Origin of the sequence: Pseudomonas sp. NyZ480 (genome assembly GCF_029537255.1) — a bacterium.
In the GTDB taxonomy this organism is placed as follows: domain Bacteria; phylum Pseudomonadota; class Gammaproteobacteria; order Pseudomonadales; family Pseudomonadaceae; genus Aquipseudomonas; species Aquipseudomonas taiwanensis.
The window spans coordinates 1,785,228-1,798,530 of record NZ_CP120626.1; the positions used below are offsets into that span (position 1 = coordinate 1,785,228).

Sequence of the window (13,303 nt, forward strand, 5' to 3'; positions counted from 1 at the left end):
ATGACCAGCAACAGATGTTCACAAAATATTGAGCAAAAATGTGTAAAGCTGTTTCTCAACCCGCAAGCCTTTATACTGGCGGCTTATTTGCAGCGCACTGAGCGTGGCTGCGGCCGAGAAAATCGATGGAGAAACATCTATGCGTAGGATCGGTGCCGGTGTGATCGAGCGGGTCACCCAGGCTTGTGTCTGTGCCAGCTTGCTGCTGGCGCCCGTGGCAGCTACCCAGGCAGCCACCGAGGAGGACCCTTGGGAGGCGGTCAACCGTCCGATCTTCAGGTTCAACGACACCGTCGACACGTATGCACTCAAGCCCTTGGCCAAGGGCTACCAGGCCATTACCCCGCAGTTCCTCGAAGATGGTATCCACAATGTCTTCCAGAACCTGGGCGATGTGACCAACCTGGTCAACGATGTGCTTCAACTCAAGCCCCGTGCTGCCGGCATCGACACCGCGCGCTTGATCGTCAACACCACCTTCGGCCTTGGTGGCTTCTTCGATGTGGGCACCAAGATGGGCCTGCAGCGCAACGATGAAGACTTCGGCCAGACCCTGGGCTACTGGGGCGTGAGCAGCGGTCCGTATGTGGTGATCCCGCTGCTGGGCCCCAGCACGGTACGTGACGGCCTGTCCAAGTACCCGGACACCTACACCAAGCCCTACCGCTACATGGACCATGTACCGACCCGCAACTCGATCTTCGCTTTGGACGTGATCGATACCCGCGCTAATCTGCTGTCGGCGGAAAAGCTGATTCAGGGTGACAAGTACATCTTCATTCGCAATGCCTACCTGCAGAACCGCGAGTTCAAGGTCAAGGATGGCGAAGTCGAAGACGACTTCTGATTCACATTGGTGCGAAAAAGGCGACCTCAGGGTCGCCTTTTTCGTATGCCATGCGTGTTCAATGCATGGCCAGGATACGCAGGCCAAGTTTCTGCTGCCCAGTGGGCTGGTCGGCGATCCACACGACCTCGGTGCTGGCGTGCAGTCCCCTGAGTGCCGGATGGTCGGAGTCGATGCGCACTTCGAGTCGATCGCCCACCTTGAAGTGCTGCGCGGCTTGTACCTGCATGCCACCGCTGGACAGGTCGAGGCATACCGCCGCGATCACCTGGCCGGCATGTAGCAGGCTGACCTCGGTATCGATGCGCATGCGGATGAAATCACGTTTTTCGCTGTGGCTGGTGGGCGTCTGGGGCATGCTGCATCCTTCCCATCGGGTTGCACGGGTCGGCTTTCTTATAACTCCCGGTGATTTGCCCTGTAAAGAGCAGGGGCGTCGACCTAGCTGTGCTTGAAACGCCTGGCGGATGGGAGTACCGTCTGCGCCTTACGAGGTACCTCCGCCAGTTGCTGGGTCAGTTTTCTTGTCCTACAACTCAAAGAGAGTGTTACCACCGAGTATCCCTGTAGTCGGCTGTCAGTCTTGATGACACCGCTTCACCAACCCAAACCGGCGCCGTTCGCCCACATGCAGAAAACCAGTGCAACGCTGCTGATCATCGATGACGACGACGTGGTCCGTGCGAGCCTCGCCGCCTATCTGGAAGACAGTGGCTTCAGCGTCCTTCAGGCCAGCAATGGCCAGCAGGGGCTCCAGGTCTTCGAAGAACACCAGCCCGACCTCGTGATCTGCGATCTGCGCATGCCGCAGATGGGCGGCCTCGAACTGATCCGCCAGGTCAGCGAGCGCGCGCCGCAGTTGCCGGTCATCGTGGTGTCCGGAGCCGGGGTGATGAGCGATGCCGTCGAGGCCCTGCGCCTGGGTGCGGCCGATTACCTGATAAAGCCGCTGGAAGATCTGGCGGTGCTCGAGCACTCGGTACGCCGAGCGCTCGATCGTTCGCGGCTGGTGCTGGAGAACCAGCGTTACCGCGAGAAGCTCGAAGCGGCCAACCGTGAGCTCGAGGCCAGCCTGCACTTGTTGCAGGAAGACCAGACCGCCGGCCGTCAGGTGCAGATGAACATGCTGCCGGAAAGCCCCTGGGGCGCCGGCGAGTTCGTGTTCGAACACCAGATCATCCCGTCGCTGTACCTGTCTGGCGATTTCGCCGACTACTTCCGCGTGGATGACCGACGCATTGCCTTCTACCTGGCCGATGTCTCCGGACACGGTGCGTCGTCGGCCTTCGTCACCGTGTTGCTCAAGTTCATGACCACACGGCTGCTGTTCGAGCTAAAACGCAACAGGAATCGTGAGTTCAAGCCTTCGGAAGTGCTCAGCCACATCAATCGTGGGCTGATCAACTGTAAGCTGGGCAAGCATGTCACAATGGTGGGCGGGGTGATCGACGAGGAAACCGGCCTGCTGACCTACGCCGTTGGTGGTCACCTGCCGCTACCGGTGTTGTATACCCCGGGCCAGGCGCGTTACTTGGAAGGCCGTGGTTTGCCGGTGGGCCTGTTCGACGAGGCCACCTATCAGGACCAGGTGATCGAGCTGCCGCCGCAGTTCAGCCTGAGCCTGATGTCCGATGGCATTCTGGACCTTTTGCCGGGAGACACGCTCAAAGATAAAGAAGCTGCCTTGCCGGACATCGTCAAGACAGCGGGTGGTAGCCTGGATGGGCTGCGCCAACGATTTGGATTGGCTACGCTTGGGGAGATGCCGGATGATATCGCCCTATTGGTGTTGAGCAGGAACCTTCAATGAGTACCGGTAGAATCCAGTTCGCCGAGCAAAGCGGTACCTTTGTACTGAAATTTGTCGGTGAAGTGCGCCTGACCCTGTGTTCGGCGCTGGATGCGACGATCGAGAAGATCTTCACCGCGCTGAACTTCTCGGCCATCGTCATCGACCTGACCGAGACCGAAAGCATCGACAGCACTACCTTGGGCCTGTTGGCCAAGTTGTCGATTCTGTCGCGGCAGAAGGTTGGCCTGTTGCCGACCGTGGTCACCACCAACCCGGACATTTCGCGTCTTTTGCAGTCGATGGGTTTCGATCAGGTGTTCAACATCGTCGATCGTCCGGTGCCGTGCCCGGAATGCCTGACCGACTTGCCATCCCAGGACCAGAGCGAGGACGTGGTGCGCTCCAAGGTGCTGGAGGCGCACAAAATCCTGATGGGGTTGAACGACTCCAATCGCGAAGCCTTCCACGACCTGGTAAATGCGCTGGAGCGGACCTGATCCCACCTCTGCATCGCTGCCTTCGCGGGTTCACCCGCGAAGGCGCCAGTGAATCCAAGCCAAAGCTCACGCCCGTCGCATGAACTCCGTCGCCGTTCCACCGGCGGCATTCAACTGGAACACCCGCGCTGGCCGCCCCTGTTCATCGAAGAATACCTGTCCGAGCCCCGCGCTGTTCCATAGCCGTTCGCCTGCATCGGCATGGCTGGGCGTGCGCGGTATCACTTCCATCTCCCGACGCTTGGTGAACCAGTTGAGCGGCGAGCGTGGCGCGTACAGCCAGCGGTTCAGCCGGTCGAGCACCGCCAGCAGGCGTTTGGGGAATTCGTTCTTGATGCCGCTGCTGGTGATCTGCCACAGGTGCGGGCTGCGCTGACGATGGCGAATCAGAACTTCGTAGACGAACGAATAGTGCACATCCCCCGACAGGATCACGTAATGCCCCGGTGTGCGCGAGTGGCGGAAGATGTTCAGGATCACCTGCGCTGCACCCCGGTGGGCCATCCAGTTTTCGGCATCTACCAGCAGCGGGTAGCCCAGCCAACTGAACACCCTCTGCACGGTCTCGATCAGCTTCACCCCGAAAATCGGTGCAGGTGACACGATGATGGCGGAAGGATGGTCGAGCAGCGCCTGCTGCAGCTCGCACAGTGCTTCCCAATCCAACAGGCCGGAGGGCTTGGCCAGGTTGCTTTCGCTGCGCCAGCGTCGGGTGCGGGTGTCCAGCACCAGCAGAGGCGGGTTGGTGGGGAGGTTGAATTGCCAGCCCTGAAAGCGCAGTAGCTCGCCGATCAGTTCATCCTGCACCTGGCTACCCGACGCGGTTTCGGCCAGCGCGCCGACTTGCCCGACCAGCGCTTTGCAGCCATCGGGGTCATTGCCCCAGGCCTGGCACAGCAGGTAGCCCAATAGCGCATTGCCGATGATCCGCCGCGAGAAGGGGTGGCCGTAGGCGGTTTCTTCCCATTGTGCCGACAGGTTCCAGTCATCTGTGATGTCGTGGTCGTCGAAGATCATCAAGCACGGCAGGTGCGCCATCACCCGGGCCACCGGAGCCAGGTTGACGGCAAAGGCCTCGATCAGCGGCAACTCTTTGTGGTACCGACCCTGGCGTTGGGGGTTCAGCCCTTGCGGCATGGTCAGGTCGGCCAGTTGCCAGGGCGTGGGCGACCATACCAGCAGGTACATGGCCATGACCTCGGCGAAGGTCACCAGGTGATTGTCGGCATTGCTGGAGGAGAAGATCGGCTTGCGTTTGCCACCGAAGAAACGCTCGCGCAGGGTTTCGTTGCGCTCCTGCGCCGGCAGCAAGTCCGCACGGTGGTAGTAGCAGGCGGGGTGCTTGTAGAGTGCGGCGCTGTCGCTGACCAGGGCGCCGTCCAAGGTTTCATCGAGCAGGCCCAGGCGTGCGATCAGTGCATGGATGGCCCGCAGCATCGGGCCGGCCACATCGTCGGCATAGACCTGATCGCCAGTCATCAACAGCAGCGCCGGACGTTGTTCAGGCTGTTGGCATTGCTGCAGCAGGCGATCGGCACATAACAGGCCATCGGTGGCGGGGTGATGCGGTTTGCGGCAAGAGCCGTGTAGTAGCTGGTCAAGGCGTTCGCGCAGCACGAAGTTGGGGCGCCGCTGGCCGGGGTAAAGCAGGTGCTCGGCCCAGTCGGCAATGCCTCGGCCGCCGAGAAGCACATCGTATTGAAGCTCGACGTTGCAGGGCAGGGGCTGCGCGAAATGGATGTCCAGCAGGTGCAGGTAGGCGTGTTTGCCCACTGGGATGACCTGGCAATCGGTCCTTGGCGTGATGCCAGGGCAGTCCAGGGTGAATTCGGGTTGCAGCGGTTGCGTGCAGGCGAGCCAGATGGCCAGGCGCTGGGGCTCCAGGCGGCGCAATACTGGGCCTGCGAGAACGAGCGGCAAAGAGGAGGAGGGTGTCATTGACAGCTCTGGTGGCTAAAAGGCCCTACGCTGGCAAGCCAGCGTCTAACGGACGGTGCAAAATAAAACGGGCGGAAAATGTGAACACTTCCCGCCCGTCAGGCAAACCCGGTATGTATCAGGCTTTTTCAGCCATCAGTTTTTCCAGTTTCTCCTGATCCCGCGCGAACTGACGGATGCCTTCGGCGAGTTTCTCGGTGCCCATGGCATCTTCGTTCATCGCCCAGCGGAATTGGCTTTCGTTCAGTACCTGCTTGGCCTCACCGGCATTACCCGGCTTGAGTATGCGTGGCAATTGCCCTTGATCATCGCTCAACTGCTGCAGAAGTTCAGGGCTGATGGTCAGGCGATCACACCCTGCCAACTGCTCGATCTGGCCGATGTTGCGGAAGCTGGCGCCCATGACCACGGTGTTGTAGCCATTGGCCTTGTAGTAGTTGTAGATGCGGGTGACCGACTGCACGCCCGGGTCCTCGGCGCCGACATATTCCTGGCCGGTACTCTTCTTGTACCAGTCGTAGATACGGCCTACGAAAGGCGAGATCAGGAACACCCCGGCATCGGCGCAGGCCTGGGCCTGGGCGAAGGAGAACAGCAAGGTCAGGTTGGTCTGGATACCTTCCTTTTCCAGCTTCTCGGCGGCGCGGATACCCTCCCACGTGGAGGCTAGCTTGATCAGCACGCGGTCTTTGCTCACACCGGCGGCTTCGTAAAGGGCGATCAGTTGGCGAGCTTTGTTCAGCAGCGCCGGTTCATCGAACGACAGACGGGCATCGACTTCGGTGGAGATGCGCCCAGGGATGACCTTGAGAATGCCCGCGCCCACGGCCACGGCGAACTTGTCGCACGCCAGGTCGACATTACCCTTGGCGTCGGCTTTCACCTGCTTGAGCAGGTCGGCATAGCCAGGGATGGCGGCTGCCTTGAGCAGCAGCGACGGGTTGGTGGTGGCATCGACTGGCTTGAGGCGAGTGATGGCATCCAGGTCCCCGGTGTCGGCGACCACGGTGGTGAACTGCTTGAGTTGTTCCAGCTTGGAGGTCATGGGCGTGCTCTGTCCTGTGCATTTACTCGACATTACCCGAGCCCCGGCAGCTGCTCAAGGCCTGCCGACGCTGCTCGGGCGAACACCGCGAATCCCTGTGGGCGCGGGCTTTAAAGGTGAGCGTTCGAGTCGCAACCGAGCCAGAGGTTCCTTGGCGTCGCTTTGCAATCCCGTCCCCGTAAAAGACGGCTTGTCGGCAGCAAGGCGCTGACTGGCGTGTCACCGCCCCTGCAGCAACTCCGCCGCCTGGTCGAACACCACCAACGGTTCAGGCGCTTTATGAATATCCGCCGACAGCAACTGCCGGAACCGCCGCGCCCCCGGGAAGCCCTGGCCAAGCCCGAGGATATGCCGGGTGATGTGATGCATTGCGCCCCCGCTTTGCAGATGCGCAACGATGTACGGTCGCAGCGTCTCCAGTGCCTGGCTACGGCTTACCGCCGGCGCTTCGCTGCCGAACAGGCGTTGGTCCACCTCGGCCAGCAGGTACGGATTGTGATACGCCTCGCGCCCCAGCATCACGCCATCGAAGGTCTCAAGGTGCGTCTGGCACTCGTCCAGGGTCTTGATGCCTCCGTTGAGCACGATTTCCAGGTCGGGGAAGTCCGCTTTCAACTGCGCGGCAACGTCGTAGCGCAGCGGCGGGATTTCGCGGTTTTCCTTGGGCGACAACCCTTCGAGGATGGCGATACGCGCATGCACGGTAAAGCTACGGCAACCGGCCTCGCGTACCTGCCCGACGAAATCGCACAGTTCGGCATAACTGTCGCGGCCATTGATGCCGATGCGATGCTTGACCGTGACCGGAGTCGATACGGCATCTCGCATGGCCTTGACGCAATCGGCCACCAGCGCGGGATGCGCCATCAGGCAGGCACCGATCATGTTGTTCTGCACCCGGTCGCTCGGGCAGCCGACGTTCAGATTGACCTCATCGTAACCAGCCTCCTCGGCCAGTTTCGCGCAGGCGGCCAGGTCGGCCGGGACGCTACCGCCCAGTTGCAGTGCCAGCGGGTGCTCGGAAACGTCGTGGCGCAGGAAGCGGTGGGCGTCGTTGTGAAGGAGCGCACCGGTGGTGACCATTTCGGTGTAGAGCAGGGTGTGCTTGGACAGCAGGCGCAGGAAGAACCGACAGTGGCGGTCGGTCCAATCCATCATCGGCGCAACGCTGAAGCGGCGGGAGGGCTCAGGGCGCGTGGTTTGAGGCTTTGAGGCTGATTCTAGGGGCATTCTGGGTCTACGCAGTGTGTACCGTCCTGCAGGCTGCTGAGAGCGACAGGGTAGGGCGTACCCATACCGAGATCGTGCTTGTGCCAACGCAGAACATGTCAATGTCCAAGCAAGCGGGGAGCTGACGGGGCGGTCGACTGCACCGTTCAGGCCCGCCTGAAGAGAAAGTGCCCTAGTTTACCAAGAGTGCCGCACATTCGCCTGTGTGCAGGTCGCATGGGTTTACACCCGATCTTTGCGGTTGCCGGTAGTTCTGGGTGGAACCGAGTTTTTGCTCTGCCATCGAGCGCGAAAAAGCGTCACTGCGCAGGGAGCGGCATTATTGTTCAGGAGTTTGAGTGCACGCCTGAGGCCGATATCGGATCGGTCTGCATGTCCAAACAGACTTCTCTCAACAGCGTGCGTAACCACTGATGCGCGGGATCGGCCGCGAAGCGAGGATGCCAAAGCAACGACAACGTAAAAGCTTCGGTTGGGACCGGCAACGGAAAACTGTACATGCCTTCACGCAGGCTTGTGGTGTGCCGTGCAGGGACGCTAGCGATTAGGTCTGACACGCGAGCCAGTCCCACTGCGGTTGAAAAGCCAGCAACCATCGTAACCACATTGCGCGATAACCCCTGAGATACAAGCGCGTCGTCAATGGGGCCTCTGTCAGCACCAGTCCGCGACACCAGGATGTGCTTGCCTGCCGCGTACCGCTCTGCTGTAACCACGCCTTGAGCCAAAGGATGTGATAAGCACACTACCCCAACATAATTGTCTCGAAATAGCGCCTGGGAGTAGAGCTCTGGTGCCGTAGAGGTCTCTATCACACCTGTTTCGAGATCAACGGCACCTTCGCGCAATGCCTTGCTGTCTTTGTCAGGCTTCTGCATGAAACATAAACGCACATGTGGGGCTTGGTCGGCAACACGGGCAATGAGTTCTGGCCCGAAACATTCTACAAATCCCTCGCTCGTCCTGAGTCTGAACGTGCGCTCCAGCCTCTGCAGGTCGAGTTTTTTCGAAGGACGCAGAACTGACTGTGCTTCGCTCACTAACTGGCTCACCCTGTCACGAAGCTCTATTGCCCTGGGTGTGGGGACAAGGCCACGACCCGCTCTCACCAATAACGGATCGCCCGTCGTCTCCCGCAAACGCGCAAGCGCACGACTCATCGCCGAAGGGCTGAGGCGCAGACGCTTCGCAGCTCGAGCCACACTGCCCTCTGCCAATACGGCTTCGAGGGTGATGAGCAGATTCAAATCGGGAGCAGTCATGTGGAAGTCGCTCGTTCAAGGGAGGTATGGCGTCGTATGCACTATTAGAATGCAGGTATGGCGTCTTCCGCAAACCAACGGTGCTCCCTAGAGTGGAATGGCGAGCAGAAACCGATTGGGAGAGTCTGTATGAGTACGCTTGAAAGATTCGTCAGCAACGTAAGATCTTCATGGGGGCCGATGAGTACCGAGCTTGTCGCGGCCTGCCAGCAACAATTGGACGACCTGGTCAACGCTGACTGCTCTGAGCAATGGCTCGCTTTGCTTCACTTGGAAGCGGCAGTTCAAAAAGAGCTTTATCGGGACCCGGAACATGGGTTCATTCTGCTGGCCTATACGGAGCCGGCTGGACTTTACCGTCAGCCTCATGACCATGGCAGGGGCTGGGCCATCTACGCCGTGCAGCATGGCGCGGTAGAGGTGGGTACATATGCCAGGATCGAAGACCAAAATGGTGATGTAAAGCCCATCAAACGTGGCTCGACAGTGATCCATGCCGGAGAGAGTCAAGTGTACTTGCCCGGAGATATCCACGATACGCGCTGTCTAGGAAGCCAAGCATTGATATTCCGCTTGACCGATCGCGATCTTAAGAAAGAAGACAAGGAGGCGCGACGGATGACTCGGTATGTAGAGCAAGCTGGAAATTGGGTCCCAGAGACGCGGCAGTGAAGAAGATGTCAGGCTCATACGACTTGATGCCGCCTGTGGCCGGACCACACAACACGCCGCCACCAGCATCGAAAATAGCGGTCGGCGCCGTACTGGCCGGAATGATGTTGGTGGTTATGAACACCGCGATGGCTACAGTAGCGCTCCCGGCAATGGCCTTGGAACTGCGGGTATCTCCCGCTGATGCCACCTGGATATTGACGGCCTATCAAGCAGGTTTGCTGATAGCGATGTTGCCCTGTGCGGCGCTCGGAGAAAAATTCGGTTATCGCGGTGTGTTCACGTGGGGCCTGGGTTTGTTTGCCGCCAGTAGCTTGGCATGTGCACTAGCGCCTACGCTTGGCTGGCTGGTTGCTGCCCGTTTGCTGCAGGGCATTGGCGGAGCCGCCATAATGGCATTGGGGATGGCACTGTTGCGCAGCATTGTGAGTCATCAGAGACTTGGAGCCGCCATAGGCTGGAATGCATCAGTTGTTGCATTTTCATCGGCCGCGGGTCCTTTCATCGGCACTGCCATAATTTCAGTCGCCCAGTGGTCTTGGCTCTTCAGCGTCACACTTCCAGTGGTGGCAGTGGTGTTGCTTGCAACCGTCTGTCTACCGCCTTCCACGAAGAAAGATGATCCGCTTGATCTGTTCAGTATGTTGTGGAGTGTCGGAGTCTTTGCAGCCCTCATCGCTGCGCTAGGTGTGTTGGCGAGCAGGCCGATAGCGGGTGCTCTGTTGCTTGTGTTTTCTGTTGTGCAGATGTGGATGCTGGTTAAAAGGGAACGGGCGAATGCCGCGCCATTAGTTCCGATAGACTTGCTTAAGCATTACCGCTTGCGTGTGTCGGTTATGTCTTCGATATTTTGCTTTTCGGGGCAGACTGTCGGGATGGTCGCCCTGCCATTCTTTCTTCAAAAGAGCCTTGGTCTGAGTAATTGGGTGGTGAGCGGATTGATGGCGGCATGGCCGCTGAGCGTCGCCGTCATGGCTCCATTTTCCGGAGCACTTGCAGATAGAGTCTCCACGGCAAAACTGTGTCTGTTTGGTGGAATGGGGCTTGCTGCTGGGCTTTTCATTATGTCCTTAGTTGACCGTGGCGTAACCTGGTTGCTAATACCCTGCGTAGTTTCATGTGGGTTCGGATTCAGCGTGTTTAATGTTGCGAACAATCGCAATATGTTCTTGGGCGCGCCAGTGCAGAGGAGCGGTGCAATGGGCGGGCTGCAAGGTACTGCGCGATTGGTTGGTCAGACGAGCGGGGCGGTGATAATGGGTATGTTGTTTAACCTAGAGTCTATCGAACAGGCCTCTAGGACGGGTATTGCGATTGGCGCCATCTTGGTGCTGATGTCGGCCTTGCTGAGCTTGCGACACCTCAAGGTGGCACCCGAGATATTTGATGAGGTCGGATAGTTAAATTTCGTGCGGCGTTCACTCAACTATGGCAAAACGCATTAACGAATTTAGCGTGTAAAGGATACTTGCGTTTCAAAACCCTGCCAGCGATCGAGACATTTCGAGACGACCAGTAAGCGATTCCCTGTACTACCGGTGGACGCAACGCAGTGACCCTGCTCATCCCAAAACGCGCTCAGGCCCGCGGCGGCCCACCCGCCAGTCGGGCCGCCATGATTGGCCATCAGTACCGCCATGCCGTGTTGCTCGGCGTATGCCTGCAGAAGCGAGCTATCGTGCGGATAGCCAGCTTCCCCGATGAGTACGCTTGTGGCATACAGGTGTGCACCCTGCTTCGCTGCATGTGATGGGTGTTCCGCTCGGCTGAAGTCAGCACACACAGACAAGGCTATGGATACGTCCGCGATAGACAACAATTCACCGCCATTACCCGCACTAAAATATTGCTCTTCGCCAACGTGTAAATGCTGCTTGGTATAGGCAGTCACTGAACCGTCTCTGTGCAGTACGAAGGACGCAATTAAAGGCTTTTCATGGCCCGCTAGGCGTAACGGCAAACCGACTACAGTGGTCATGCAGGTTTCCCGTGCAACGTTTCGCAAGGGAGAAATTAGCGGGGTATCGATATTTTGCGCCAAGCCATCAGCCAAGGAGGGTTCGTATCCCGTAAGCGATAACTCGGGGAACAGTAGAAACCTCACCCCATGCTCGTGTGCTTGTCGCATGAACGCCATGTGCATGGCTAGGTTGCCATTGAGATCGCCAGCTTGAACGGCGCACTGAGCTGCTGCAAAGATTGGCGACGACATAGATATCTCCCAGACGAGCAAAACCCTAATTGGCCGCCGTTCAGGCGCCATAAGCGCACGGCAGGAGGCAAGATACATGGCGAATACGCTTCTTTAAAGTGTATTAGCCACACGGTACGGTGATGCAATCGAGCCCAGTTTTCCTCAACTTGCGTCGCTTTCCAGTCCGGGTCATTCAATCTTAGGAAGAGGAAAGGGCAATCGGTAAGGTCCGCTTCCGACTCTTACCGCGAGATCCTGAAGGTTTACCTGCTGCCTTGGCGATGACGTTGATCAGCACGATAGAACTGCCCGATCGCCACGGTAACCCCGAGGAATAGGGTTGCCGTCCCCAGCGCTTCCAATGGCGATGGCCAACGCTGCTGGATGAGAAGACCGAAGGTAGTGGCGTAAAGCGTTTCGCTGGCAATCAATTGCCCGCCTAACGCCAGAGGAATGCTTCGCGTTGCGATGGACCAAGCCCAGGCACCGCCGAGGGTTGCTGCCAACCCCTGTACCAGTCCGCAGAGAAGCACCGCCGAGGTTCCGTCGAGAGCGCCGCTGTGGCTTACGAAACTGGACAGTTTCAGGTAGAGCCCCACGGGTAGGAGTGCGACCATTTCGATGCTGCACGTCAGGATAAGCAGTGCCGACCAGAACAGCGGATCCATGCCCGGTCTTGTCCGGAGCGCGCGCTCGTTCAGCAAGCCGAAGGCAGTCCAGAATCCAATCGCCAGCAGGGAAAGCAAGATGCCCACCAGCACCATGACAGCGGGCTGCGAGGCTTGCCCATTGGCGCGCTCGAAACTGCTGGCATTGACCATGATGATACCCAACGCGCCCAGCAGCAGTGGGGCGGCGATGCTACGCCAAGGAATCACCTGGCTGTGCAGGTTTCCGGCGATGGCCAGGACGATGGGCACACAACCTAGCATCACCGGTGGAATCACCGGCCCAGCTGCGATAACGGCACTGGTGATCAGGAAGAAATAGCCGATGTAGCCCAGAAAGCCGAGCAGGCCGACCGTCAGCCAATCGCCAAGTGTCAGCGTCGTCACTTGTCGACGGAACCGAACCAGCACAATGAGCGCCCCCAGGCCGGCAAACGCGTAGCTAACCACCGCTAGGTCAAAGGTGCTGTACTCCCCGATCAGGCTCGGCAACAAATAGAGCAACGACCAGGAAAAAGTGGCTGCGATGGCCGCGATCAATCCAACTTTCATGTGCACTGCTCTGTGTGAGGTTGGCAATGCAGCCATTGTCTGGCCATTTGTCGTGCCGTATTGAAAACCGCCGCGCAATTGCCGTGCGCGGCACTCACAAAGCTACCCTCCAGCAGCAGAAACAGGCTATCGGCGATTTGCTGTGGGGCGTTGAACTTCGCCAGCCTGGCCAGCGAAACCAATTGCTCGCGCACCCCCGCTTTGTGCCGCTCCGCAGCAAGGAATACCGGGTGACTGAATGAGGAAAACTCGGCAGCACTGTTGACGAACAGGCAGCCGCGATGACTGTCGCGCTCGACGTAGCCCTGATAGAGATCGAAGAACGCCAGAAGCGCCTCCAGGGGATCGGGCAAGTCGTTGCGCAGTTGCTCGACTCTCGCTCGCCAGATGCGATCACGCTCCTCCAGGCATGCAACGATCAGCGAATCCTTGGATGGAAAGTGGCCGTAAAGCGTCATCTTGGTGACACCGGCCCGCGCAGCGATGGCCGCTACGCCGGTGACATGTAGTCCTTGGCTCAGAAATAGCTCCAGGGCGGCGTGGATAAGTCGCTGGCGAGTTTCTTCCATGGCGGTTGGCCTTCGCATATTGGGCGGTGATTCGACT

The 13,303-nt window shown here is 59.0% G+C and carries 13 protein-coding genes; 5 read left to right on the forward strand and 8 right to left on the reverse strand.

The genetic code is table 11. The features are described from left to right. Nucleotides 1–139 precede the first annotated feature (139 nt). Nucleotides 140–847: a VacJ family lipoprotein gene (locus P3R38_RS08070; RefSeq protein WP_027906774.1), complete on the forward strand. Its 708-nt coding sequence runs from the start codon at nt 140–142 to the stop codon at nt 845–847. A 58-nt stretch (nt 848–905) separates the two neighbouring features. Here the strand turns inward: P3R38_RS08070 and P3R38_RS08075 are convergent, their stop codons facing one another. Beyond that, the gene (locus P3R38_RS08075) at nt 906–1,205 is read right to left on the reverse strand and encodes a PilZ domain-containing protein (RefSeq protein WP_023379598.1); all 300 of its coding nucleotides are present in this window, start codon (nt 1,203–1,205) and stop codon (nt 906–908) included. Between the two features lie 270 nt (nt 1,206–1,475). Here P3R38_RS08075 and rssB point away from each other — a divergent pair, with 270 nt between their 5' ends. Continuing rightward, nucleotides 1,476–2,657 (forward strand): two-component system response regulator RssB, encoded by a 1,182-nt coding sequence (gene rssB / locus P3R38_RS08080; protein WP_023379599.1) that lies wholly within the window; start codon nt 1,476–1,478, stop codon nt 2,655–2,657. Beyond that, on the forward strand, nt 2,654–3,136 hold the full coding sequence (gene rssC / locus P3R38_RS08085) for an anti-sigma factor antagonist RssC (RefSeq protein WP_023379600.1): 483 nt from the start codon (nt 2,654–2,656) through the stop codon (nt 3,134–3,136). Before rssB ends, rssC begins: the two co-directional genes overlap by 4 nt. Before the next feature lie 66 nt (nt 3,137–3,202). Here rssC and P3R38_RS08090 read toward each other — a convergent pair whose 3' ends face one another. The 4 genes from P3R38_RS08090 to P3R38_RS08105 form a co-directional block, all read right to left on the reverse strand. Then, nucleotides 3,203–5,074, reverse strand: coding sequence for an alkaline phosphatase D family protein (locus P3R38_RS08090; RefSeq protein WP_277686979.1), 1,872 nt, complete (start codon nt 5,072–5,074; stop codon nt 3,203–3,205). Nucleotides 5,075–5,192: 118 nt separating this feature from the next. Beyond that, nucleotides 5,193–6,119 carry a transaldolase gene (gene tal, locus P3R38_RS08095; protein ID WP_023379602.1) on the reverse strand — a complete coding sequence of 309 codons (927 nt, stop codon included), beginning with the start codon at nt 6,117–6,119 and terminating at the stop codon, nt 5,193–5,195. Nucleotides 6,120–6,338: 219 nt separating this feature from the next. Then, nucleotides 6,339–7,349 (reverse strand): tRNA dihydrouridine(20/20a) synthase DusA, encoded by a 1,011-nt coding sequence (gene dusA / locus P3R38_RS08100; RefSeq protein WP_023379603.1) that lies wholly within the window; start codon nt 7,347–7,349, stop codon nt 6,339–6,341. A 326-nt stretch (nt 7,350–7,675) separates the two neighbouring features. Beyond that, on the reverse strand, nt 7,676–8,611 hold the full coding sequence (locus P3R38_RS08105; RefSeq protein WP_186598784.1) for a LysR family transcriptional regulator: 936 nt from the start codon (nt 8,609–8,611) through the stop codon (nt 7,676–7,678). Between the two features lie 129 nt (nt 8,612–8,740). Between P3R38_RS08105 and P3R38_RS08110 the strand changes: the two genes are divergently transcribed. After that, nucleotides 8,741–9,283, forward strand: coding sequence for a hypothetical protein (locus tag P3R38_RS08110; protein ID WP_277686980.1), 543 nt, complete (start codon nt 8,741–8,743; stop codon nt 9,281–9,283). Nucleotides 9,284–9,288: 5 nt separating this feature from the next. After that, nucleotides 9,289–10,683, forward strand: a complete 1,395-nt coding sequence (locus tag P3R38_RS08115) for an MFS transporter (RefSeq protein ID WP_277687201.1) — start codon at nt 9,289–9,291, stop codon at nt 10,681–10,683. 50 nt (nt 10,684–10,733) lie between these two features. Here P3R38_RS08115 and P3R38_RS08120 read toward each other — a convergent pair whose 3' ends face one another. From P3R38_RS08120 to P3R38_RS08130, 3 genes are all read right to left on the reverse strand, one after another. Next, nucleotides 10,734–11,495 carry a carbon-nitrogen hydrolase family protein gene (locus P3R38_RS08120; RefSeq protein WP_277686981.1) on the reverse strand — a complete coding sequence of 254 codons (762 nt, stop codon included), beginning with the start codon at nt 11,493–11,495 and terminating at the stop codon, nt 10,734–10,736. 245 nt (nt 11,496–11,740) lie between these two features. Continuing rightward, nucleotides 11,741–12,697 (reverse strand): DMT family transporter, encoded by a 957-nt coding sequence (locus P3R38_RS08125; protein WP_277686982.1) that lies wholly within the window; start codon nt 12,695–12,697, stop codon nt 11,741–11,743. Continuing rightward, nucleotides 12,694–13,266, reverse strand: coding sequence for a TetR/AcrR family transcriptional regulator (locus tag P3R38_RS08130; protein ID WP_023379605.1), 573 nt, complete (start codon nt 13,264–13,266; stop codon nt 12,694–12,696). Before P3R38_RS08130 ends, P3R38_RS08125 begins: the two co-directional genes overlap by 4 nt. Nucleotides 13,267–13,303: the final 37 nt, after the last annotated feature.